We start from the raw sequence: 26,952 nt of genomic DNA, 5'->3' as shown, positions 1-26,952 counted from the left end.
AATTATCAAAAGATATTTATGCATCATAACAACTAGTTTTCGAGTTACATGTTAAGTTTTACGATCTAAAATTATCATTTAATTTTAGATATACATAAATGTATACGATATGTTATGAGATAGAGAGCATAATGTGTTTTTTACAGATAAGATTATCATAAGGCTTAGTATGAGTAGATTTATTTATGTATGATCTAGAATCATTAGTTTTGGATGATTTATCAAAACTGATTACCTTAGCTAAGGAAGATACTCTGTGAGCCGTCAGATCACAAAATTAGTGTTTGCGGGTATTCTCATGACAGGTTGCATCAGTTCACCTGTAAAGAGCGGGATTCCTATAGAACATAAAGACCCACTAGAGGGTATTAATCGCATTATCTTTAATTGGAATTATAATATTTTAGATCCTTATATCATACGCCCATTAGCGTTGTTATGGCGAGATACCTTACCCATTCCTATTCGTCATGGTTTGAGAAATGTTACCAAAAATCTTAGTGAGCCTAGCTCAATAGTCAACTACTTACTTGAAGGTAACCCCTATAAGGCAGGATTACATTTAAATAGATTACTTTTAAATACCTTATTAGGCATGGGGGGGTTAATTGATGTTGCAAGTATGGCTAATCTAGCATTAGAACAAGAAGAACATCGAGCATTTGGTAGCATATTAGGCCATTATAAAATTTGCTATGGAACCTATATTGTCATGCCTATTTACGGAAGTTTTACGCCTCGAGAAGATCTGGGTGGACTTGTGGATTATATCTACCTGCCATATCATTGGTTTTCATGGTGGGTGTCTGCTGGGAAGTGGTTTTTAGAGGGTATTGAAACTCGCGCTCAACTTTTAGATTATGACGATATTATAAAAGAAACAAAAGATCCTTATGTGTTTATAAGAGAATCTTATTTCCAGTATCATGATTTTCTAGCCAAAGATATCAATTTAGTTCCCACAGACCATCTAGATGAATCAGTTATGCAGAATATTGCAAATGAGATTGATTCGTAACATAATTACAATTTAATTTTATTGATAAATATACACAGACTGAACGATATAATAACTATATGGTCTTTTTTTTAAAAGAAACTCACTCAATTTTTTGTATAATGTAATCTTTAACTCTAAAAGGATATGTGTCATCTGTAGAATGTTATTTGCGCTCCAGTCAATATTTTTTAAAATTATAAAAATACATGTTATTATATATTTTTTATGAAAGTCATCTTTATCTAAAAAATATTTTTCTAATATAAATAATAATCTGATAGTCTAAATAAAACACATTATAGATTTTCAGTAAATATAGAATAAATTCTATCTATCAAATTAATGCACATTCTGTCATGATTAGGTGTTTTGGCCTGATGAGTTTTTCATTTAAAATTTATTTTTACTTGGCTACAGTATTCACAATATACTTTTATATTAAAAATGTTTTTAAACATAGATCGTTCAATCTTGATTGACAGAATCAGTATTATCTAGATAAGCTTAATTTTTTTGAAAATAAGCTGCAATCTTAATGTACGTTATAGTAAAAAATGCACTAAATGAAGTATATACAGTATGTAGTGATGGTTTGTTCTTTCATAAAAAAAGAACGGAGGATTTTATTAAGTATATATACTATAAGTACGTGATGATCAATATCATATTATTTATTGCTAGATTGTGTAATTTTACATAAAATAATTACTTAATCTTTTTTAAAAGGATAAGTTTTTTGGAGAAATTCAATATATTGAATAATTAAATATAGATTTAGGCTTGAAATTTATGTGGAAATTTTTAATTCACTAAACAATCTTTCTGTAGTAATTAAGATTGTTTAGAGTTTTAATAGCTTTACTATTTATTTTAACCAAGTAATCACAACATAGTGCTTCTTTCCCCGACACAAGAAAGTATATTTATTAAATAATTTATCTGATGGACAAAAGATATGTTCACTATTAGTCTGCAGATGACCGTTAACATTAATAGATTTTGATGCAATTAACTTTCTCGCGTGACTCCTGGAAGTTGCCAGTAAGGAGCTTACTAGCGCTTGTTGTAAATCTTTAGATTCTTTAAAGATAATATTTTCCACACCGTCTTCCAGTATTTTTTTGATGTCCTCTTCTGTTAATTCTTTTATATGTCCAGAAAATAAACTTCGCGTAATCCTACGCGCTGCAGAGAGACCTTTATATCCATGTACTAATTCAGTTACTAGTTCAGCTAGTATTTTTTGAGCAGAAGGCGCGTGGTCTCGACTTTTATCTTCATTTTGTAATTCTTGTATATCATGAATGCTCATCGAGGTAAAAATTTTTAAAAAACGATATACATCAGAATCTGCAGTGCTCATCCAGAACTGATAAAACTTGTATGGACTAGTTTTTTTTGCATCTAACCATATAGTTTCATCTTCAGTTTTGCCAAACTTAGTTCCATCAGATTTTGTAAGAAGCGGGAGTGTTATGCCAAAAACTTGTTGCTGATTGATTCGTCTAGTAAGATCAATACCTGAAATAATATTTCCCCATTGATCTGACCCACCAATTTGTAAGATGACATTATGATGTTTATTTAAGTAAGTAAAATCATACGCCTGTAATAGGTTATAGGAAAATTCCGTAAAAGAAATACCTTGGTGATTACGATGTAATCGTTTTCTTACTGCCTCCTTGTTAATCATTTGATTAATAGAAAAGTATTTACCAATATTACGTAAGAATTTTATCATGCTCATAGTGTGAAACCATTCATAATTATTTACAACAATAGCGTTGTTGTTTTTACAATGAAAATCTAAAAAATGAGCAAGTTGACGATGAATGACTTCCGTCCATCGAGCTATATCTAGTGCATCACATAACATACGTTCATTTGTTTTAAAGCTCGGATCTCCAATTAGACCAGTGGCACCTCCTAGTAATATGATAGGCTTATGACCTACATTTTGAAATTTTTTTAAAAACAACAACGGTACTAAATGTCCAACATGTAAACTATCAGCAGTAGGGTCTAAACCGCAGTAAAGTGTTACTGTTTTTTGTTCTAATTGTTTTTGTAAACTGTTTTTATCAGTGATCTGGTGAATTAAGCCTCTTTCTTCTAGTTTTTTTATTAGATTACTGCTCGGCATGTGAGACTCCATTTAATAATCTATATGCGACCTATCTTATTTATAAAATATCAACACTGTTTTTATTTTGTTTTTTATGGCACATGTGTAATAAATACAAATATTAAATTTCTTATAGAAATAGGAATTTATAATGTAGACTACTTGGTAGTGATGGTTGTTCTAAAAAATACAAGCTAATTCACGTTCAAATTCTTTAGTGATTAAGTTTTATTTACAAATCTCACTATTACATGCGAGTTATTAACTATACTATACCGTAATGATCTAGCTTCAGAAAGTATAAATCATTTAAAATGAATGTATTATACAATGTATCAAAATAGTAAATCAGTGCTTTCATTACTTTACTAATTAAGGAATCTAACACTGATTTATTTAATATTCCAATCGTATTGAGTTAATAGTAAATATTAACTCAATACGATAGTCATCTGTATTTTATTTTGAAAATACAGATGACAACTTTATTATAAATAAAATATTTAAGTTGTTTATAAACAGAGATAAGCATAGCGTTCCATGTATTAAGTAACCTTATTAATTGTGTTTTTTCTCAAATAAAAGTATTTAATAAAAATTATCATTAATAAATGAACAGTACATTAAATTATTTAAAAATACCTTAACCTCTTATTATTTAGAATGTAATCCTATGTTTCGTAAAAAGTTTAATTTAAACTTATAATGATAGTTACATCAACAGATTATTATATAATAAACTTTAAAATTTTAAATTTATCAAAACAGATAATTAGATAATATCTATACATGCTTTTATAAGCACGTATGTTATATGTAGTATTGTATCATATAATTACTTTAGTTTTATATAATGACATCAAATTAGCATTATGACCGTCCTTTCCCCACTGAATATGATAGGTGGCACGATGAAACACAAAATAGTAAATATTGGAAATATTCAGGTGGCAAACAACTTACCAAGTGTATTATTTGGTGGGATGAACGTGCTAGAATCGCGCGATTTAGCGATGTATGTTTGTGAGCATTCTCTTAGAGTAACAGAAAAACTTGGCATCCCATATATATTCAAAGCATCTTTTGATAAAGCTAATCGCTCTTCTATTTCTTCATATCGTGGTTTAGGTTTCGAGGAAAGCATGACCATTTTTCAAGATATTAAGAATAGTTTTGGCGTTAAAATTATGACGGACGTACATGAAGTAGATCAAGTCAAAATAGTTGCTAGTATAGCAGATGTCCTTCAATTACCCGCTTTCCTTGCGCGTCAAACCGACTTGATTAGTGCAATGGCAAAAACTGGCTCAGTTATAAATGTTAAAAAACCACAATTTCTTAGCCCATATCAAGTAGGAAATATTGTTAATAAATTCTCTCAAAAGGGAAATGAAAATGTTATTCTATGCGAGCGTGGTGTAAGTTTTGGTTATGATAATCTTGTGGTTGATATGCTAGGTTTTAACATTATGAAACAAGCATCTAAAAATAATCCAGTGATATTTGATGTTACACATTCCTTGCAATATCGCTCTCCCATGAGTAAAACCTCTAGTGGAAGACGATCTCAAGTATGTGAATTAGCTCGCGCTGGACTAGCAGTGGGCATTGCGGGTCTTTTTATTGAGGCTCATCCATGCCCGTCACGAGCAAAATGTGATGGGGCTTCCGCTTTACCACTTGATCAGCTAAAGCCTTTTTTAGTACAAATAAAAGCCATTGATGATTTAGTTAAAAGTTTTGATGATATAGATACCAGCCGTTAAACAAAAACTACTATAATAAATTTATTATCAATTATGTACTATATATCCTGAACAATCTTTAGAAGCAATAATTGCCTTGATATATTTTTGATTAATCTTATGAAGAAGATTGTATTGTTTATTTCATAAACAATTAAAATTTTTAAATTAATCTTTAAAATACCGGTTATAAAATAAGATAAAATCAATCCTTTTTAATAGAGAGAAGTGAAGTTATAAATTATAATAGTTTGAGAAGTAAATTTTATATTAAAATTATTTCTTTAGATTTTCGCTTGATCTATTATATGGACGAAGCAGTGGAAATAGAATTACATCCCGAATAGATTGGCTGTTCGTAAAAAGCATAACCATACGGTCAATGCCAAGACCCAATCCAGCACATGGAGGCAATCCATGCTCTAATGCAGTAATATAATCTTTATCGTAGAACATTGCTTCATCATCACCTAACATGTTTTTTATATGAGCTTGCTTAAGAAGACGTTTTTCTTGATCCTCTGGGTCATTGAGTTCTGAAAAACCATTACCGATTTCACGACCACAAATAAACAATTCAAAACGATCAGTGATGTCTGGGTGAATATCATTGCAACGTGCTAATGGAGATACTTCTGCGGGATATTCTGTGATAAAAGTCGGTTGAATTAGAAATTCTGCTACTGTTCTTTCAAAAATTTCTGTGACTAAACGACCAAGGCCCCAATTTTTCTCAATGGGTATATTGAAAGAATTGGCGATTTTTAATGAGTCATTAAAATTATTGAGCGCTAAAATATTAATTTGTGGATGACGCCTTGCGATCGCTTCTTTCATTGTAAGCTCTTCAAAAGTTTTCTCAAAGTTAAAATAATATTGACCATATGGTACAATAATATTACCTAAAATCTCCTTTGCTAGCGTGTAAAATAAAGTTTGGATTAATTTCATTAAATCTTTATAGTCACAATATGCCGCGTATATCTCCATCATAGTAAACTCTGGATTATGTCGTGTAGATACACCTTCATTACGAAAATTTCTATTAATTTCAAATATACGTTCAAACCCTCCTACCAAAAGACGCTTAAGATATAGTTCTGGCGCAATTCGTAAATACATATCAATATTAAAAGCATTATGGTGAGTGATAAATGGACGAGCAGATGCTCCTCCTGGAATAACTTGCATCATTGGAGTTTCCACTTCTAAAAAATCACGCTCTACCATAAATTTTCGTATACTAGCTATCAGTTGTGATCGAATTTGAAAGATCTTGCGCGAGCCTGGATTAGTAATAAGATCTAGATAACGTTGCCTGTAACAAGTTTCTTGATCAACAAGTCCGTGAAATTTATTTGGTAATGGACGCAAAGATTTAGTTAATAGACGCAACGCACTACAGTGAATTGAAAGTTCACAAGTTTTTGTTTTAAATAATTTTCCCTGTACACCAATAATATCACCTAGATCCCATGTTTTAAAATTTTCCTGATGCGAGTCTTCTGATAAGATATTATGAGAAATATATAGCTGAATACGACCACCTGTATCTTGTAACGTTATAAAAGACGCTTTTCCCATGACCCGTCGCGTTATAATGCGACCAGCAACCATTACAATTAAGTTCAGTGATTCTAGTTCTTTTGCATCCACTTGATCATATTGTCTATGAAGCTGATCAGAAATATGCTTTTGGCGAAAATTATTAGGAAATGCCTGACCTACTGTACGTATAGCAGCCAGCTTTGCACGTCGTTGTTGTATTTCTTTATTTTGATGCAGCTCTTTTTCATTAGTTTGTGACTTTTTTTGTAGCATGTATTCTCCTAATTATAAACCCGCTTTTAAACTGGCCTCAATAAAAAAATCAATATTACCGTCTAGAACCTCCTGAATATTTCGTGTTTCTATATTAGTTCGTAAATCTTTGATACGTGCATCATCTAGAATATAAGAACGAATTTGACTACCCCAGGTAATGTTGGATTTGTTTTCTTCCATCGTTTTTTGATTTATTTTTTTCTGTTGCATGGTGTATTCATATAGTTTTGCTCGTAGCTGCTGAAATGCTTGATCTTTGTTTTTATGTTGCGAACGATCACTTTGACACTGCACAACAATATTGGTTGGTAAATGAGTAATCCGAACTGCTGATTCAGTTTTGTTAACATGCTGACCACCTGCACCAGAAGCGCGATATACATCTATACGCAAATCTGCAGGATTAATTATTAAATTAATTTTGTCGTCAACTTCTGGATAAATAAATACAGAACTAAATGATGTATGACGTCGCCCGCCAGAGTCAAAAGGACTTTTTCGAACCAGTCGATGAATACCAGTTTCAGTCCGACACCATCCATATGCATAATTTCCGCTAATCTTAATTGTTGCAGATTTAGTACCAGCGATATCACCATAAGATTCTTCTATTATTTCAGTTTTAAAACCTTTTATTTCCGCCCAGCGTAAATACATGCGAAGTAGCATTTTAGCCCAATCTTGCGCCTCAGTACCTCCAGATCCAGCTTGAATATCCATATAGCAGTCAGAATTGATATGTTCTCCTTGAAACATTTCTTGAAATTCTAGTTCATTAATTTTTTTTTCTAGAGCTTGGAGTTTAATTAAAATTTCTTCATGTATTGCTTCATCAAATATTTCTATTGCTAACTCACATAAGCTAGAAACCTCTTCTAATTCTTTTTGCATATGATGTAGTGATTTAATAATTTCTTCTAATATAGAGCGTTCTTTGCCGAGCGCTTGAGCACGATTAGGTTTACTCCAAAGGTTGGACTTTTCTAATTCTTGGTGTATCTCTTGAAGACGTTCTATTTTGACGTTATAACATGAGATGTTTTTTAATACGGCGTAACGCTGAACAAGGTCCTGCATGCGATGATTAACTAGATTAAAATCAAACATAATATTAAAATCTTATTAGATAAGTAAATATTTCTAAAATTATGCTCTTTTTAATAAAAGTACGCATAATTTTAAATATATACACATTATTAGCATAATATTAAATATATACATATTAATATTTTACTAATATCAATTAAAATTACCAATATGATTGGTATATTTATTTATGGTGTAAATTTAAAAAACCTCTATTCAGAGAGCATGCTTCCATTAAGCGTTGCTTTAAATATATTATATCTGTAGGTGACTTAGACAAGTCATCATTTATAATACCATGAACAATAACTAAGATAAATTATGATATGATAAACAAAATTATATCACTTCAGTAGTTAATCACTGACTGAGGTAATGCGTTTAATAGAATTTTTATTGTAAGTATTATAATTGTTGCTATCATATTTGATAAAAATAGTTTTCATAAGACAAAATAACTAGATTTAACATTTAGGTTATTATTTAAAAATATCATCATTAATTACCAATGCAGTGCTTCTTAGCAAATTTTGTTTTTGATAATATTTTTTTTATAAAAGACGTTCAATAATTAGAAAAATAATAAGCACTAAATAATAAAATTATTTATAAAATATAAATTGTCTTTTATTACTAGTTAGAATGTATCTTGTGTATAAAATTCTTGTAAGATATTTTTGATATACAAACTATATAACAATCAGTACATTATAAGACATGAATATAGATGTGCGATTTATTTTTATAAATACACCAAAAACAATAAGTTGTCTATGATGTAAATCATCACACATCACCTTTTCTGTAATAGCTAGCTATCTATAAAACAGATGTGATTTCTAAGAAAATGAAAATCTAAACAAGTTATCATAGAGTTTATTTCTACACTTTTGTATAAATAGGAAATTACCACGTTTAGGTGTTGTATATTAATAAAGATTTCTGATAGTGTGCATTACACTATCAGAAATCTTTTGTAATTAAACACAATCCTCTTTTAATAGAGGCACTGTGTTATATATTTTTATATGCTGTGTTTATTATATGTATTATATGTATATGTTGCATATATAGTTAAAGTCAGTCATTAATGAAATTTTCATATTAAAATAAAGGGTTATCTCTATCAAAAATTGATTAATCTAAAATATTTCGCTCTAAATATCTTAGTAAGTTTATTCATGGATATAAATTTTGTTATGGAGAATAAATAATATGCGTCATCCACTTGTTATTGGCAATTGGAAACTCAATGGAAGCAAAAAATTTATAGATAAATTTATTATTGGTCTATGTCATAAGCTTGATGAAATAGAAGGCTGTACAGTGGTGATTGCGCCCCCAGTGGTATACCTTGATCAGGCTAAACAAGCGATGTGTAATAGTAAATTATTGCTCGGAGCTCAGAATGTTGACATTAATTGCTCAGGGGCTTTCACTGGTGAAATCTCTGCTAGTATGTTGAAAGATATTGGCGCACAATATATTATTATTGGTCATTCTGAGCGTCGGTCTTTACATTCAGAAGATGATCAAGTTGTTGCAAAGAAATTTTTTGCACTAAAAAATACAGATCTTATTCCAGTACTATGTATTGGTGAAACGGCTGCTGAAAAAATAGCAGGTCAAACTAAAACAATATGTGCCCGTCAGATTGATGTTATTCTGCAACTACAGGGAGCAGAAGTATTTCAAAATACAGTTATTGCGTACGAACCAATTTGGGCTATTGGAACAGGATGCGCCGCCACTGCGGAACAAATTCAAACTATACATAAATTTATCCGTGATCATATTGCACAAAAAGATTCTAAGATAGCTGATCAGCTAATTATACAATATGGTGGTTCTGTAACAAAAAATAATGCAGCTGAAATATTTTCTCAACCTGATATTGACGGAGTTTTAGTGGGTGGTGCTTCTTTAATACTCGATTCTTTTATAGAGATTATTAAATCAGCTTCTACAAGACAACATAAGATTTAGAATCTATTCTTGAATAAAAAAAATAAAACAATATTTTATATATTTTTAATTTGATCTTTTTTAAAATCCTAATTTTTGACTAATGAATAATCTTAAGATTATTCATTATATTTAATTACTGAATATGAAAATGTATTCAGATATTTATCTGATAAGTTCTAAAATCTTTTAAATTGAGATGAGTGTCCTGAAAACTTTTACTTTTCTTTTAATTTTAATCTGTTATTTGAGTTTATCTTAAACATATGTAAATAGCGCTGACCTGTATTATATAGAAGAATTCTATAAGAATATAGCTCTTATAGAAGATCATATGTAGTTATATCTATTCTTATAACTTCAATGATTTTTATAGATAGTGATTATTGAAGATGATAAATAGATAGTATTCAATATATTTACTATTTTAAGAGGCATGTGAGATAATAATTTATAATTATAACTCATTAGATCTATCAATTCAATCTTTTGTACAGAATTTAAAGATCCATTTTTTTCTCAAATTCACATAAATCTTTTATTTTGCATAAAAAACATTTAGGTTTACGTGCTAAGCATGTATAACGACCGTGTAAGATAAACCAATAATGACAATGTATTTGAAGCTTTTTAGGTACAAATTTTAATAGATTATTTTCCACTGCCTTAACATTTGGACCTACTGCAAAATTAGTTCGGTTACAGACACGAAAAACATGCCTATCAACAGCAATCGTTGGAAAACCAAAAGCGGTATTTAGAACTAAGTTAGCAGTTTTTCGACCAACACCAGGTAAAGATTCTAGCGCCTCCCTGTTATTCGGAATGTTCCCATTATAATCTTCCACTAACATACGACAGAGATTTATAATATTCTTAGCCTTAGTTCTCCACAAGCCTATAGTTCGTATGTGCTCCCTTATTTTATCTACGCCAAGTTCTAACATCGATGAAGCAGTATTTGCAATTGGATATAACTTCTTAGTAATTTTATTAACGCTAATATCAGTTGTTTGCGCAGAAAGTAAAGTAGCAATTAATAGCTCAAAATGAGAGGTATAATTTAATTCTGTTATAGGTTTTAGCGTATTTTCCTGTAATCGCGTTAGAATTTTTTTACGTTTTGCATTATTCAAGTTACACCTCTTACACTGTGATATAAAGATAACAAAATTTTTCTATGTTAAATGTTTCTGTGATGTGTGAATTTTTTTCTCAATAAAATATTTCAAGGCCAAACTTAATCCTAAACCAATAAAGGCACCGGGTGGTAAAATTGCTAATAATAGAGGCCAGTCAAAATGTATGACCTCTATTTTAATTGATTTAGCCCATAAACCTAATAAATGGTCCGCGCCATTAAAAATAGTTCCATTTCCAATAATTTCCCGCATTGATCCTAAGAATAGCATTACGCTAGTAGCACCTAGGCCAATTACTATCCCATCTAATGCTGACAAAAAGACATTATTTTTTGACGCTATCACTTCTGCGCGACCAACTACTATACAGTTAGTGACAATAAGCGGAATAAAAATACCTAATGATTGATATAAATTGTAAGCGTAAGCATTTATGAGCATTTCCATACAGCTTACCACTGCTGCAATAATTATTACATAAATTGGAATGCGAATTTCATAAGGAATCCAATGTCGTGAGAGAGAAATAGTGCTATTAGTAAGAAATAATACTATTGTGGTTGCTGCACCAAGACCAAGTGCATTAGTAGCATTAGAGGTAACGGCTAGTAATGGGCAGAGCCCCAATAGCTGAACTAGTGCTGAATTATTCTTCCATAATCCGTCTTTTATGATGTTACTTGCTTTGTTCATAAATCACTCCAACAAAGATGTATATAAAAGATATTCGAATGATTTTTTAATAAATCAAAATAGGATCTTAACATCTATAGTGATATCGTTATCATTTTTTATTTCGCAGAAAATCTTCTTTAATGCTTGGCAATAAGGTATCAGTAAATATTCTAAAAAAAATTCTTATACTGCATATTTTAAGCCTTTACAGAATCATATTAATACTAAAAAAATAAATATAATTATTTAACAAAAGTTGCGTAAAAATATAATACATAAAGTTAGACTTATATGCCTAATAAAATATTTAATGATACTATTAATTTTCAGAATTAAAGAGTAGATAACGGATTTGGAATATTTTGAGGATACACATTACTTTATTTACTATAGTAAATCTTAAAGATAAAGATTTTTGTGTATTGATTTAAACTTGATGATTTAACAAAAATGCACAGTACTAAGGCAAATCAGACTCAGAACTCTAAAATTAACAATTGCTTGCATGAAAATAATCAGATAGAAATAAGTCATAATAATTTTTGATCTTTTGTTAATTTTATTTTAAAATAACAAATATATCTTCAATGTACGTAACACTTGAGTTGTGTAGATGGAATGTATAGTTGAACTGATAGAGGCGTTACATTTAATACTGAAATAAATTAAACTCAGTACCTTTAGAGGCATTCTATCATTAAAATTATAAAAGATAACTTGATTAGCTGCAACTCACAATGTCTTACAACCATAACAATCAACTTAATCAAGTTAATTCTCATTTCCGTTTTGTTATAGATAGGTTTTATTATAAAGCGCATGTTAAATCAAATATTGCATATATACTTACAGTGGAGATTTGAGATAGATAGAAGAGTTTTTGAAGTAGCATAAAATATATATACACTCTTTAAATCAGATAACTAATTAAGATATCTATGTTTTTTATTTTTAATTTTGAACTATAAACTATAATATATAAATAAATTTTAGAAGTATGATGATGGAACTTTTAAGAGTTTCAGTTAAAATAGATTCATATTTTTACATGAACCGAAATATATTCCATGAAGTTTAAGAAACTTTATGTTTAAATTAAATGTATTATATAGTATTATAATATAATTTTATTTTACTCGTGAAACATATTCACCTGATCGAGTGTCTATTTTAATAATTTCGCCAATTTTAATAAATAGTGGTACTTTTACTATAGCGCCGGTAGAAAGAAGAGCCGATTTAGTACTTGTACTGGTAGTATTGCCTTTTAAACCTGGGTTTGTGTCAATAATTTTCAGTTCTACGAAATTTGGTGGCAAAACTTGTATAGGTCTATTATTCCATAAAGTTATAATACATTCAGCATTACGGAATAACCATTTAGCTGTATTGCCTACAATAGTCGCTTTAATTTCATGCTGTTCAAAGTTTTTTGGATGAATAAAATAAAAAAATACACCATCATTATATAGATAATGTAAGCTTGTATCTTGTATATCTGCTCTACAGAGAGTCTCCGTAACTTTAAATGTTTTTTCTAGTCGCCCCCCTGTTAATAACCGGCGCATTTTAATTCGTGCAAAAGCTTGTCCTTTTCCTGGTTTAACAAACTCACTAGATTCAATAGAATATGGTTCACCGTCAAATATAATTTTTAAGCCAGGGCGAAAATTATTAACAGAATAAGTGGGCATAACTGGTCCTCTATAATTAATAATTAGCATTAAGCTGAATTATTTTAATGTATCATAAAATATGAAACCATTCTTACATACTCAGACTCCTATTCAAGAAGATTGGATATCTCAACTCACTAATGTCATCACTGATTTTAATGAGTTATTAGAATTATTAGGATTATCTCATCATTCTGATTTCGTGGCGCAGAAAACTGTAAAAGATGCTTTCTCTTTACGAGTTCCACGTTCTTTTGTCGAGAGAATGCATAAAGGAAATCCTAAAGATCCTTTACTTTTACAAGTGGCCACCTCAGAAAACGAGTTGATTAGCACATTTGGTTATAATGTTGATCCATTAAGTGAGAGAAGCTATATGTTCTCTGGCGTATTGCATAAATATCATAATCGTGCATTATTTTTAGTAAAAGGTCACTGCGCGGTACATTGTCGTTATTGTTTTCGACGTTACTTTCCTTATAAAGAGCATAAGGGGAATAAGGTTAATTGGCAAAAATCTTTGCAGTATATCCAAAAACAAAATGATCTAGATGAGATTATTTTGTCTGGAGGTGATCCGTTGATAGCAACAGATGATGAATTAAGCTGGCTTTTTACGCAACTTGAAAAAGTTCCACATCTAAAGCGTATACGAATACATACTCGTCTTATAGTGATTATCCCCCAACGTATTACCGCAGCATTTTGCCGGCGTATAGAAAAATCACGGCTAAAAGTATTAATAGTGACCCATATTAATCACAAGCAAGAGATTAATGATCAGCTTTCCCATGGTATCTTGATGTTGACACGCTCAGGTGTAACTTGCCTTAATCAAAGCGTTCTTTTGCGTAATGTTAACGATAATGCAGTTACACTGGCAGCCTTAAGTAATGCGCTTTTTGATGCGGGCATTCTTCCATATTATTTACACCTTTTAGATAAAGTACAGGGTTCGGCGCATTTTTATGTGAGCGATGATCGTGCGCGTATAATTTTTCGTGATTTTATAACGAGAGTTTCAGGTTATATGGTTCCAAAATTAGTGCGAGAAATTCCTGGGAAATTAAGCAAAATACCAATAGATTTAAATATGCATCAAGGTAAAAAAAATATCATCAGCATTTAGAAAGAAGATTTATAATCTGTTATGTATGAATCTTTCATATCTCAAGAATTATCTAACTTATATATTATCAATTGAATTAATAATAAGCATTATAGTACATTACTAGTAACGATATTATATGATAAAATTTTAAGAGGGAAAGATATGTGGCATCTATCTGATAGATATGTGATAAATAAAAAATCTTTACTTAAATATCGATCAAATATTTTATGTAAACATCTCACGATACTATGAGTAGTAACGAAAGTAAAGAATATAGTTTTAATAAAATATTTATAGATACCATAAAAGATAATTAGAAAAGTAATTAATATTACCTAATATTTATATATTAGATGTTCTTTTATATTTTTTCATAAAAATCATAGAAAAATTATATACCTAATTATATATATTTTAAAGTTTATTTATGTATTAGTTGCTATCGCAGATATTGACTGATCTAAAAAATTAAAATGAATACCTGATAAAATTATCACTTATTTGATAAAATCAACTAATATTTATAATATAAATCTTTTATCTCTCAAGAAAACTATGTAATTTTAATAAATACAATCATATAGCATATATAAATTTTATTTTAGATATAAACATAAGGAATTAGGAAGACTATATCTTTGATATCAAGCAATATATTATGTATGATCATTTATCAAAATTTAATTATTAGATTAACATAACATGTAATTTTATTACAAAATAATCTGTTATATAGTAGTTTTATATCTAAAAACTACTATATAAGATGCTATCTTTTGATTAAACATATTCAAATTATGAAATAGAAACTAACTAATAAATTATAAAAATACTTTAAGAATAGCTAAAAACTAACTAGATATAGATTTTTACTGTCGTAAGCCATAAGATATGGATCAATTCATATATAGAAAAAATCTTTATTAAATAACAATATATTGCATGTTTCACTAAATCACATAAAAACCTTTTATACTATACGACCGCAGCAGTTTTTATATTTTTTTTCTGAGCCACATGGACAAAAATGGTTACGTCCGATTAGGTATCGAGTCTGCTTTGCAGACGGAGATTGTTCTACTACAGTATCAACATGCACCTGATGGTCAAACTTTTGCTCTGGTTTCATTTTGAATGTTTTTTGAACATAAAACTCAGTTTTTTTATCTCCATATTCTTGCAAAATGTATAGTTGATCAACTTTATTAAGAGTTTTAACAGCTTCATGTTTAAGTAATTCTAGCATTTGAGAAAACATCATGAAAGATTCTCGTTTATATTCTTGTTTTGGATCTTTTTGAGCGTAACCACGTAGATGAATGCCTTGCCGTAAGCGGTCCATTGCAGAAAGATGTTCTGTCCATAATGTATCTATTGTTTGCAACATTATGTTTTTTTCTAAATTACAGATCACTTCAGAATTTACTCGATCTCTTTTTTGCTGATATTGGGATTTTGCTGTATCTATTATGCGCTGATAAAGTGCCTCATCCTCTATATCTGGCATTTCAATCAGCCACTGACTAATAGGAACGGTGAGCTCAAAATTTTTTTTAAAATATATCTGTAGACCAGAAATATCCCAAGTCTCTTCGAGAGATTGTTGTGGAATATGACGATTAATGATAATTCTGTAAACATCTTCCTGCATATTAGAAATAATATCTGAGATTTCAGATGCATCTAGTAATTTATTACGTTGGGTGTAGATTGCGTGCCTTTGATCATTAGCTACATCGTCATATTCTAATAATTGCTTTCGTATATCAAAGTTACGACTTTCTACTTTGCGTTGTGCATTAGCAATGGCTTGTGTTACCCACGGATGCTGGATCGCTTCACCTGGTTTCATGCCTAACTTTCGCATCAAATGGATCATGCGATCTGATGTAAAAATTCGCATCAGTGTATCTTCCATAGATAGATAAAAGCGAGAGGAACCAGGATCACCTTGGCGTCCTGAACGACCTCTAAGTTGATTATCAATTCTGCGGGATTCGTGACGCTCCGTTCCAATAATATGTAAACCACCTGATGTTAACACTAGATTATGACGATCTTTCCATTCTTTTTTAATCTGTTGAATCTGCTTAGAATCCTTTTCTAAGGGAGTAGAAAGTTCAGTATACCATTTTCCACCAAGTGAAATATCTGTTCCACGTCCAGCCATATTAGTAGCAATTGTTACAGATCCTGCTTGGCCTGCTTGTGATATAATAGCAGCCTCATGAGCATGAAACTTTGCATTTAATACAGTGTGTTCGATCCCAGCACTAGTTAATGCATGAGAGACCATTTCAGATTTTTCAATGGAAATAGTTCCTACTAGCACTGGCTGACCATTAGCTTTACGTTTATGGATATCGTCAATAATTGCTTTAATTTTTTCTTTCTCGGTCATATAGACAAGATCAGGTAAATCTTGACGAATCATGGGGCGATTGGTTGGTATAACAATAGTATCTAAATTATAAATAGATTGAAATTCAAAAGCTTCAGTGTCAGCTGTTCCAGTCATTCCAGATAATTTCTCATATAATCGAAAATAATTTTGAAAAGTGATAGATGCTAATGTTTGGTTTTCATTCTGAATAACTACGCCCTCTTTGGCTTCAATGGCTTGGTGCAAACCATCTGACCATCGACGTCCTTGCATAGTCCGTCCAGTATGTTCATCCACAATAAGTACTTCACTGTTTTTAACAATATAGTCAACATTACAAATAAATAAACAATGAGCACGTAAAGCAGCAATAACATGATGCATGATAATTATATTGCTTTGTGAATAAAGAGAATCACCATATGCTAGTATTCCTGCAGTAATAAGTAATTCTTCTACGATTATAAGTCCACGCTCAGTCAGATGTACCTGACGAGATTTTTCATCTACAAAGAAATGACCGGATCCCTGAAATTTTTCAGAATCTTCTTTATCCTGACGGATAAGATGTGGGATTATTTTATTAATTTTGATATATAAGTCAGAGTTGTCTTCAGTGGGGCCAGAAATAATAAGAGGAGTGCGTGCCTCATCAATAAGAATAGAATCCACTTCATCCACAAGAGCATAATGCAACTTACGTTGCACACGATCGCCTACATCAAAAACCATATTATCTCGTAAATAATCGAATCCATACTCATGATTAGTTCCATAAGTGATATCAGCTGCATAAGCTGCACACTTGGATGAATGAGGCATACCCGGTAGATTAATTCCTACACTAAGATCAAGAAATTCAAATGTGAGCTTATTATGTTCTGCATCCCTCTTTGCCAAATAATCATTTACTGTAACTATATGTACTCCATATCCGGATAAGGCGTTTAAGTAAGCAGGTAGTGTAGCCGTTAATGTTTTTCCTTCACCGGTTCTCATTTCAGCAATACATCGATTATTTAGCACTATTCCACCAAGCAATTGAACATCAAAATGCCGAAGACCACAAACACGTTTACTTGCTTCACGCACAGTAGCGAAGGATTCCGGTAGAAGACTATGTAATGCCTCACCAGCCTTAATTCTTTCACGAAATTCAGCTGTTTTTTTTCTGAGTTGTCTATCAGTTAACTTAATAAAATCCGGCTCCATTTGATTAATTCGATCTACGATTTTATACATACGTCGTAAGGTACGATCATTACTACTACCAAAAAATTTAGTTAAGAGTTTGCTAAACATAATGAATAAGCTCTCAAAGTGTCTTTTCAAGACAATACGTGACTAATATTTTATTTTAATATATCGGTATACGTATTAAGGAGATATAGTTTTAGGATTGGTAAAAGAAAATACTAGTACATTGAGTTAATTACAGGTGTATATACTATATATCAAATATATATTTCAGTTTATCACAGTAATATATAATGTACTTAATTTACACCAAGAATTCTGAGCCATAATTTTTACGACTCTTCTAAAGAAGAAAATTAAAATCATTCTAAAATGTAGAAAATATAATAAAAATATAGATTATTACATGCTAAATATATTATATAATACTCATATATCTTAGTACGATAAATATCGTACAATTTAAGAGCGTTACACATATAAATCTTTAAAGCATATCTTAAACTTATTATTTTTTTTGGAGTTTATTCATGCGCGATCACCAGCCGCAGTTAGTGCAAAGTTTTTTAGAGAAAGCTCAAAAAAAAAGCATACTACAATATATTTATCAGCGAAGTACAATCCTAAATGAAGTTCGTCTTTTAGCCTATAAAGTAATACCTGAATCACTGCATCCTTGGTATAATATAGCTAATATACATCAAAATACTTTAATACTGAATGCAGCAAATGCTAATTATTTAATGTGCCTACATTATGAGAAAATTAACTTACTTAAAACACTACAAAAGAAGATATTACCATCATTGAAATTTATTCATATCAAGATCGACCCTGCGATAACAATAGAAGCCACAAAAACTACACAAGATCATCATGATTGATTTTATATAGATTAGGCATAAAAACCATTAAGAAACTTGAGTACGTGGAAATACATATTTCTCTAAATATTTCAGAAAAATACCAGGAAACACTCAAAAATAAATTAGAAAGATTAACTTTGTTATCTATATAAAAAGATATGCTCATTAACAATAACCAAAACTTTTAGAGTATATAAAAAATAGGTGTGGTTATAAAAATGTAATTGGCAATAAATCTGCATGCTCAAAAGTTGCCAGTTCCCATGATTCTTTCTTGGATAACATCGTTTGTAACAGTTTATTATTTAATGAATGCCCTGATTTATAGGCAGTAAAAGCACCTAATATACTATGACCACACATATATAGATCACCTATAGCATCGAGTATTTTATGACGCACAAATTCATCTTTAAAGCGTAAGCCCTCTGTATTTAACACGCGATATTTATCCACTACTATAGCGCAATCAAAGCTTCCCCCGAGACATAGACCTCGGCATTGTAGGTTTTCTATATCATGTATAAACCCAAAAGTACGTGCTCGGCTAATTTGAGATGTAAAAGTTTCAGTAGAAAAATCCATATAATAACGCTGAGTGCTTTCATCAATCGCCGGATGATTAAAATCAATTGTAAAATCTAATGAAAAACCATGATATGGAGAAAATTCTGCCCATTTTTCACCTTCTTGTACTCTTACTGATTGCTTAATACGTACAAATGTTTTGGCACTATTTAATTCTACAATACCAGCATCCATCAGTAAATAGATAAATGGCGCTGCACTGCCATCCATAATTGGAATTTCAGGCGCATTCACCTCTACAATGATGTTATCTACACCTAACCCCGCAAGAGCGGCATTAATATGCTCTACTGTTGAAATCCTAACTTCATGCTCATTAACTAAGCATGTGCATAGCATAGTATCGCGTACTAATTGCGCTTTAGCGGGAATATCCACAGGAGGGTTCAAGTCGGTACGACGATAAATCACTCCAGTATTAGCCAACGCGCAACGCAAGGTCAAAGTAATTCTTTTCCCAGTATGTAAACCAACACCAGTTGTCTGCACAGTACGCTTTAATGTCCGTTGTTTAATCATTTTGTGATCCCAAACATGAGGGGTCTTACCTTAAATACACACTAAATAAAAAAGATACTAATATGTTTTATTTACAAAAGACCAGATCTGACATCTAATTATTCTCATTCTTTTGATTCTTCCTTTTTCGTAGAAATGCTGGGATATCTAGATAGTTAGAGGGTTGATTTAATTTTGCTTCTCGTTCGTGTGTAGTTCTTACAACAGGCTCTGATTCTGGTGTCATCGCAGGTAGTCCGTGTTGTTGATAACGATTATCTCTCATAGGATGATGAGTGGATTGTTTATTAGTAACTGATGTTACATCCTGACATCTGCTCGCACCAATACCGGTAGCTACGACTGTCACGCGTAGTGTATCGTGCATTTCAGGATCTAAAGAGGTGCCGATAACTACTGTAGCGCTATCGGAAGCAAATGCACGAATGGTGTTACCAATAGTTTCAAACTCATCTAAACGAAGATCAAAACCAGCGGTAATATTCACCAGGACACCACGTGCACCAGAAAGATCAATATCCTCGAGTAATGGACTAGAGACCGCCATTTCAGATGCTTCTTCAGCGCGATCTTCACCGCACGCAATACCAGATCCCATCATTGCATAACCCATCTCAGACATTACAGTGCGAACATCAGCAAAATCAACATTAATGAGCCCTGGTCTAGTAATTAATTCGGCAATTCCTTGTACCGACCCCTTTAAGATATCATTAGCTGCGCCAAATGCGTCGAGCAAAGAAACACCGCGACCTAGTACTTTTAATAATTTGTCGTTAGGAATAGTAATTAATGAATCAACATACTTAGATAGTTCAGAAATACCTTGCTCTGCAAATGACATTCGTTTCTTTCCTTCAAAATTAAAGGGTTTTGTCACTACAGAAACAGTTAGGATACCAAATTCTTTAGCCACTTCGGCAACTACTGGCGCTGCGCCAGTACCTGTTCCACCACCCATGCCTGCAGCAATAAAAACCATGTCTGTATCTGTTAATATCTGACGTAATACCTCACGATCTTCTTCTGCAGCATGTCTTCCTATCTCCGGATTTGCACCAGCTCCAAGACCCTTGGTGATGGTATTACCTATTTGGATAGTCTGGCTAATAGTTGTTTTGCGTAATGCTTGTGCATCTGTGTTTACCGCAAAAAACTCAACACCTGCAATATTTTCTCGGATCATATGTTCAACAGCGTTCCCGCCACCTCCGCCCACACCAATGACTTTAATTATAGCGTCATTGGTTAATTCTAAGGGTTCAAACATAATATCGCTCCATTACATGCTATTCTTTTAAGGTTACTAAAAAGATCAAAATAATCCTTATTGAAAAATTAAAATTAAAACTCTTTTTTTAACCATCGATTGATTTTTGTTAGCCAGGTGTTTACTAAAGATCTTTGTTTCATAGATTTTTGATTATTCATTCGATATTCTTTGCCGTAATGCAATAAACCAACTACTGTCGAATAAGATGGTCCTTGTATAGTTTTTATTGAATCAGAAATATAAATCGGATGCCCAATACGCACTGGCGTATGAAATACACGCTGTGCGCATGCTTCTAAACCGTTGATTTGAGATGCTCCACCAGTAAGGACAATACCTGCTGCAAGATGATGCTTTATATTACTTTGAGAGAAACTATTTTGGAATTGTAAAATTTCATCATTGACTAAATTAAGTAATTCTGTATAGCGTAGTTCAACAATTTCCGTAAGCGTTTTAAGTTGAAGATTTTTTGCTAATTGTCCTCCTGCGCTTGGTATTTCAACAGTTTCACCTTCAATATCAAGAGATCCTACTGTGCACCCTTTGCTTAATTTAATATCTTCTGAATCAGCTGGAGGGGTTCCAAAAGCATAAGCGATATCGCTAGTGACAATATTCCCTGCATATGGGATCACTTTACTGTAACGTAAGGCGCCATTGGTATATATAGCTATATCCATCGTTCCACCGCCAATATCTACTACACAAACTCCTAATTCTCTCTCGTCTGTAGTTAATACTGCTAAGCTAGATGCTAGACCAGCAAAAATTAATTGATCCACCTTTAAGCCACAACGGGCAACCACTTTAACAATATTCTTTGCCATGTCATTATGGCATGTAATGAGGTGCACCTTAGCTTTCATGCGTACACCAGACAGGCCAATCGGATTTTTAATTCCATCCTGATAATCAATAGCATATTCTTGTGGAATAACATGAAGGATACGATGTTCATCACGCACACGAACAGATTGGGCAGTATGAACAACAGTATCTACGTCTTCCTGTGTTACCTCTTCCTCAGAAATAGGAACGATTCCTATCTCATTCTGACAGCTAATGTGTTGTCCTGATAAAGCCAGATAAACGGATTCAATCTGACAGTCTGCCATTAATTCAGCTTGATTTATTGCTGTTTTTACACACCGCATTACTAACTCAAGGTTGTTGACACCGCCTTTATCCATGCCACGAGATAAAGATTCCCCGATTCCAATGATATTTATCATACCATCAGGTAGAACTTCCCCTACTATGGTTACAATTTTTGTAGTACCTATCTCTAAACCTACTAACAGTTTTTTATCTATTAATTTGATCATTGTTCTTTAACCTATACATCACTATATGACAAAAACTCTTGAGTGACCTAATCACGAGAACCATGAGGCAATTCACTTCTGGGGAGAATGATAGTACCAGAAATTACATGCGTAACATATTTATGCTCCATGCTTTTCTGCACTACCTGCAATAGATATATTTAAAGACGACACCTCAATATTCTTATAGTTTTACGATATTATTATGTGGAGTGTCTATTTCTAATCAATGATTATGTCATTATGTAGAAAATAATGTTCTATTTCTAAACTATTATGTTTTTATTAAAGATTTCTTTGACTCTACAAGAATAATTAAATTAGAAATCTATACAAAAATTTTTCTGCCCTGTACGTTGCTTGAAATGATAAAGATACTTTAATAAATACTGTTAATTACTCATTTCTTTGGTACACCAAATAAGTGTTACTGCGGTGAATCAATCTACAGTTATAATAGATTTTGACTTAAGTGTATTACTCTTTAATTAAGGTCTAAATATAATAGATCAATTTAGTCTATACATAAAGAATCTACTGAACCTATAAAATACCACTTTTTAGAAAAATTTTGCATTGAGTTCACACAAAACGATAGGTGTTATATTACACAGATTTATTATCAGAAAAGCTTCATGTTTAGATATTTATTTTTATAATACAGAAATAATAAATATGTTATATTTTTAACATCAATTAAGTGTTCACCTTTAATTGGTTAAAAGTTTATTATACAAATTCTTTGTGTACTATTTATGTTATCCTGACCATGATACATAGTATCATTAGGCTTTATGAATGTTTAAAAATTACTCAATTCAATCTGAATGCATATTAATCCATTTTATGGATTAATCTTAAAATTTCATCTATTGTTTTAATTTGCTAAATCCAAGATGCGTCCTACGAGTTCTGAAAAACTTATCCCCGCTTTTTTAGCTGCTATTGGTACTAAACTGTGACTACTCATTCCTGGAGAGGTGTTTACCTCTAGCAAATAAAAACGACCAGCAGAATCTGCCATCACATCAATACGACCACAGCCTACACAGCCAAGCGCATTCCATGCTGCAAGACTCAAAGATTTTAAATCCTCTTCTTTTTTTACACTTAGACCTGATGGACAAAAATATTTAGTATCATTCGCAATATATTTCGCATGATAACTATAAAACTCTCTAGAACATTGAATGCGAATTGATGGTAGAACTGTTGTACCAATCACGCCGATAGTATACTCATTACCACTTAAAAACGTCTCTATTAATATTTCTTGATCATAATGAAAAGCTTTTATTAATGCTGGCTCCAAATCTGACATATAGTTGACACGTGAGACACCTAGACTAGATCCTGCGCGATTAGGTTTTACAAATACAGGTAGCCCCAGATGACTAAGATTTTTTTTTACTTGGTGAGATAAATTTTTATTCATTTGTGACTGATTTAATGAAATAAAAGGGCATGTTGAAAGACCATAACCTTTCCATAGATATTTACTCTGTATTTTATCTATACTTAAGGATGAAGCTAATACCCCACTTCCAGTGTAAGGAATACTAAGATATTCCAATATGGCTTGAATTGTGCCGTCTTCACCACCTCGTCCGTGTAATGCAATAAAAGCTTTAATAAATCCCTCTTGTTTTAATTGAAAAATTGGAAAAGCGCTTGTATCTACAGGGTGAGCATCAAATCCGATGTCTCTTAGACCATTTAAAACCGCCTGCCCTGATAACAGAGAGATCTCTCGCTCCGAAGAGCAACCTCCCATTAAGACTGCTACTTTTCCAACCATCATAATCTCCTTTTTGAATTAATCAAAAACTGACATCTATAATAGCGCTCTAGAAATCTCATAGGCAATAGTGTCTATATTCCCAGCACCTTGTACTAAAATCAGATTGTTTCCCGTTAATCGCGGCAGAAGATTTTCCAGCACTCTATTATGATTAGATATTAAAATTGGATTTAATTTTTTACGGTCACGAATAGCACAGCATAGTGAATTACTATCTGCTCCATTAATTGGAGATTCGCCAGCAGAATACACCTCCAGCATTATCAATTCATCCACCTGAGATAAAACATTAGTAAAATCAAAATGTAAATCACGCGTACGGGTATAACGATGTGGCTGAAAAATCATAATCAATTTTCTATCCGGCCACATAGATCGTATAGTCTTGATAGTAACATCTATTTCTGTTGGATGATGACCGTAATCATCAATAAGTATAACTGTACCAGCACAGCCATTTATTTGATCTAATGGATACTCACCAAGTACATCAAAACGCCGGCTAACCCCTTGAAAATTCTTCAGTCCATCGATAATATCTGTATCAGAAATGCCATCTTCAGTTGCTACTGCTACCGCAGCAGCTGCATTAAGTGAATGATGCACTCCAGGAGTATTTAGGGCAATGTCTATCAAGGGTTTATTCTGACGCGCCAAGGTAAAGTAACCTTTTCCTCTATCACATTGATAGTTTAGAACCTGTACATCAGCATCTTTTCTATATCCGTAGGTTATAATGTTACGTTTTATATATGGTATAATACTACGGACAGCTTTATCATCAATACATAAAATAGCCTTACCGTAAAACGGAAGATTATGTAAAAATTCGATAAAAGTCTGCTTGAGTTTATAAAAATTACCCTGGTAAGTATCTAGATGATCAGCTTCAATATTTGTGATCACAGCTAAGATTGGCTGTAAACAAAGAAATGACGCGTCACTCTCATCTGCTTCAGCCACCAAATAGAAACTTTTTCCAAGACGAGCGTTAGCGCCGATTGTTTTTACTGTTCCTCCGTTAATTAATGTAGGGTCTAAGCCTCCTTCTTCATATATACGGGCAATCATAGCAGTAGTAGTTGTTTTTCCGTGCGTACCTGAAATGATAATTCCATGTCGGAATCGCATTAATTCTGATAGCATTTCTGCCCGTCGAATGACGGGAATATTTGCCTTATGTGCAGATACTACTTCTGGGTTATCTTCTGATATGGCGCTTGATATTACTACTAGATTAGAATTTTTTATATTTTCAGGATCATGATGACAAAAGATTATCACTCCAAGCGTCTTTAGGTATTGCGTAATCGCATTAGGTGTTAATTCCGAACCACTAATTTGATAACCATCTTGTGCTAAAATTGTAGCAATTCCGCCCATCCCAGAACCACCAATACCAACAAAATGAATATTCCGAAAGTAACGCATTTTAGATGTGATATCACGTAGTACACTTACTGGTTTAGTGTTCGTCATTTGTACCTACCAGTCGTCTTTCGTGTTTAGATTTTTAGATAAACATATTTTATATAAACGTGTATAATATATACGTTATACGTGTATATTATATATACTTTAGGATATCAACGTACTGCATTTTTTATTGCAGAGGACACACGCGTGGTTGCATCTAATATAGCTATGGAACGAGATTTCTCAGCCATTATTAAAAGTTTGTCACGATCCCATTCTTCTAAGGTCTGTGACACTATATCAGCAGTAAACTCCTTCTGTTCATAAATAACCGCACCACCAATTCTCGCTAATTGTAATGCATTCCAATATTGCTGACGATCCTTATGCTGAAAGGGTACAAAGATTGCTGGAAGACCCACAGCAGAAATTTCGCTAACAGTCATAGCACCAGATCGACAAATTACTACATCTGCCCAAGAATAGGCGGCTGCTATATCATCAATAAATTCCGATACTATATAAGGTAAACAGTTCAATTTAGCGTAATCTTTGCTCACTATATTTAGAGAGCCCTTCCCCACTTGATGCCATAGCTTAATCTTTTCACCCATCTCCGCTGCTACTTGAGGCATGGTCTGATTGAGTATGCTTGCGCCTTGACTGCCTCCCAGAACTAGTACGCGGATTGAACCTTTACGCCCTGAAAAACGTACGGACGGTTCCGGTAGCGCTAAAAGATCTTCACGTATTGGATTTCCCACAACTTCTGCAGAAGAAAGCGCTCCTGGAAACGCTTGTATAACTTTACTGGCAATCTAGATAACCATTTATTAGTTAACCCCGCAACACCATTTTGTTCATGAAGTATTAGAGGCACACCACAACTCCAGGCTGCTAAAGCACCTGGACCAGATACATAACCTCCCATACCCAATACTACATCTGGTTTCCATGCTTGAATAATTTTTCGTGCTTGATACCAAGCATATAAGATTTTTACTGGCGAGGCTAGTAAGCTTAGAATTCTTTGATTTCGTAGCCCTCTAATTCGGATAAACTTAATATCAATACCATGCTTAGGAACTAAATGTGACTCCATTCTTTCAGCGGTACCTAACCAAAGAATTTTCCATTCTAATTGTATAAGATAATTAGCTACAGCTAAACCTGGAAAAATATGCCCACCGGTACCACCAGCCATTACCATTAGTTTTTTGTTAGTCATT

At 32.2% G+C, this 26,952-nt stretch carries 16 protein-coding genes and 2 pseudogenes; 5 read left to right on the top strand and 13 right to left on the bottom strand.

What is annotated here, in order from left to right:
* Positions 1-256 precede the first annotated feature (256 nt).
* A complete protein-coding gene (locus ERCISPPS3390_RS01980) occupies positions 257-1,018 on the top strand; it encodes an MlaA family lipoprotein (RefSeq protein WP_197095171.1) in 762 nt (253 codons plus the stop codon).
* Between the two features lie 847 nt (positions 1,019-1,865).
* Here the strand turns inward: ERCISPPS3390_RS01980 and tyrS are convergent.
* Positions 1,866-3,143 carry a tyrosine--tRNA ligase gene (gene tyrS, locus ERCISPPS3390_RS01975; RefSeq protein ID WP_197095170.1) on the bottom strand — a complete coding sequence of 426 codons (1,278 nt, stop codon included), beginning with the start codon at positions 3,141-3,143 and terminating at the stop codon, positions 1,866-1,868.
* A gap of 893 nt (positions 3,144-4,036) precedes the next feature.
* Here tyrS and kdsA point away from each other — a divergent pair.
* Positions 4,037-4,891: a 3-deoxy-8-phosphooctulonate synthase gene (kdsA, locus tag ERCISPPS3390_RS01970; protein ID WP_197095400.1), complete on the top strand. Its 855-nt coding sequence runs from the start codon at positions 4,037-4,039 to the stop codon at positions 4,889-4,891.
* A 255-nt stretch (positions 4,892-5,146) separates the two neighbouring features.
* Here kdsA and lysS read toward each other — a convergent pair whose 3' ends face one another.
* Together lysS and prfB are read right to left on the bottom strand one after the other, a co-directional pair.
* Positions 5,147-6,691, bottom strand: coding sequence for a lysine--tRNA ligase (gene lysS / locus ERCISPPS3390_RS01965; protein WP_197095169.1), 1,545 nt, complete (start codon positions 6,689-6,691; stop codon positions 5,147-5,149).
* Between the two features lie 12 nt (positions 6,692-6,703).
* Positions 6,704-7,801, bottom strand: coding sequence for a peptide chain release factor 2 (gene prfB, locus ERCISPPS3390_RS01960; protein ID WP_197095168.1), 1,098 nt, complete (start codon positions 7,799-7,801; stop codon positions 6,704-6,706).
* A gap of 1,194 nt (positions 7,802-8,995) precedes the next feature.
* Between prfB and tpiA the strand changes: the two genes are divergently transcribed.
* Complete coding sequence (gene tpiA / locus ERCISPPS3390_RS01955; RefSeq protein WP_197095167.1) at positions 8,996-9,766, top strand: triose-phosphate isomerase; 771 nt, start codon at positions 8,996-8,998, stop codon at positions 9,764-9,766.
* A gap of 479 nt (positions 9,767-10,245) precedes the next feature.
* On the opposite strand, the gene nth is transcribed toward tpiA, so the two are convergent.
* The 3 genes from nth to efp form a co-directional block, all read right to left on the bottom strand.
* A complete protein-coding gene (gene nth / locus ERCISPPS3390_RS01950; RefSeq protein ID WP_197095166.1) occupies positions 10,246-10,881 on the bottom strand; it encodes an endonuclease III in 636 nt (211 codons plus the stop codon).
* Between the two features lie 42 nt (positions 10,882-10,923).
* Positions 10,924-11,580: an electron transport complex subunit E gene (locus tag ERCISPPS3390_RS01945; RefSeq protein ID WP_197095165.1), complete on the bottom strand. Its 657-nt coding sequence runs from the start codon at positions 11,578-11,580 to the stop codon at positions 10,924-10,926.
* Between the two features lie 1,109 nt (positions 11,581-12,689).
* Complete coding sequence (gene efp / locus ERCISPPS3390_RS01940; RefSeq protein ID WP_197095164.1) at positions 12,690-13,256, bottom strand: elongation factor P; 567 nt, start codon at positions 13,254-13,256, stop codon at positions 12,690-12,692.
* A 61-nt stretch (positions 13,257-13,317) separates the two neighbouring features.
* Between efp and epmB the strand changes: the two genes are divergently transcribed.
* The gene (epmB, locus tag ERCISPPS3390_RS01935) at positions 13,318-14,367 is read left to right on the top strand and encodes an EF-P beta-lysylation protein EpmB (protein ID WP_197095163.1); all 1,050 of its coding nucleotides are present in this window, start codon (positions 13,318-13,320) and stop codon (positions 14,365-14,367) included.
* A gap of 955 nt (positions 14,368-15,322) precedes the next feature.
* Here the strand turns inward: epmB and secA are convergent.
* On the bottom strand, positions 15,323-18,037 hold the full coding sequence (secA, locus tag ERCISPPS3390_RS01930) for a preprotein translocase subunit SecA (protein WP_197095162.1): 2,715 nt from the start codon (positions 18,035-18,037) through the stop codon (positions 15,323-15,325).
* 425 nt (positions 18,038-18,462) lie between these two features.
* On the opposite strand from secA, the gene ERCISPPS3390_RS01925 reads away from it, so the two are divergent.
* Positions 18,463-18,816 carry a DciA family protein gene (locus tag ERCISPPS3390_RS01925; RefSeq protein WP_197095161.1) on the top strand — a complete coding sequence of 118 codons (354 nt, stop codon included), beginning with the start codon at positions 18,463-18,465 and terminating at the stop codon, positions 18,814-18,816.
* Positions 18,817-19,008: 192 nt separating this feature from the next.
* Here ERCISPPS3390_RS01925 and lpxC read toward each other — a convergent pair whose 3' ends face one another.
* The 6 genes and pseudogenes from lpxC to murG all read right to left on the bottom strand — a co-directional run bounded on the left by lpxC (position 19,009) and on the right by murG (position 26,951).
* Positions 19,009-19,905 carry a UDP-3-O-acyl-N-acetylglucosamine deacetylase gene (gene lpxC / locus ERCISPPS3390_RS01920; protein WP_197095160.1) on the bottom strand — a complete coding sequence of 299 codons (897 nt, stop codon included), beginning with the start codon at positions 19,903-19,905 and terminating at the stop codon, positions 19,009-19,011.
* Between the two features lie 228 nt (positions 19,906-20,133).
* Positions 20,134-21,175 (bottom strand): annotated as a pseudogene (gene ftsZ / locus ERCISPPS3390_RS01915) (cell division protein FtsZ); the annotation flags it as partial.
* Between the two features lie 74 nt (positions 21,176-21,249).
* Positions 21,250-22,506, bottom strand: a complete 1,257-nt coding sequence (gene ftsA, locus ERCISPPS3390_RS01910; RefSeq protein ID WP_197095158.1) for a cell division protein FtsA — start codon at positions 22,504-22,506, stop codon at positions 21,250-21,252.
* A gap of 877 nt (positions 22,507-23,383) precedes the next feature.
* The gene (locus ERCISPPS3390_RS01905; protein ID WP_197095157.1) at positions 23,384-24,304 is read right to left on the bottom strand and encodes a D-alanine--D-alanine ligase; all 921 of its coding nucleotides are present in this window, start codon (positions 24,302-24,304) and stop codon (positions 23,384-23,386) included.
* 36 nt (positions 24,305-24,340) lie between these two features.
* The gene (gene murC / locus ERCISPPS3390_RS01900) at positions 24,341-25,786 is read right to left on the bottom strand and encodes a UDP-N-acetylmuramate--L-alanine ligase (protein ID WP_197095156.1); all 1,446 of its coding nucleotides are present in this window, start codon (positions 25,784-25,786) and stop codon (positions 24,341-24,343) included.
* Positions 25,787-25,893: 107 nt separating this feature from the next.
* Positions 25,894-26,951 (bottom strand): annotated as a pseudogene (gene murG / locus ERCISPPS3390_RS01895) (undecaprenyldiphospho-muramoylpentapeptide beta-N-acetylglucosaminyltransferase).
* Position 26,952 lies beyond the last annotated feature (1 nt).

It is taken from the genome of Candidatus Erwinia haradaeae, assembly GCF_900698885.1.
GTDB classification, from domain to species: Bacteria; Pseudomonadota; Gammaproteobacteria; order Enterobacterales; family Enterobacteriaceae; genus Erwinia_E; species Erwinia_E haradaeae_H.
This window is presented reverse-complemented; position numbering and strand designations above follow the sequence as displayed.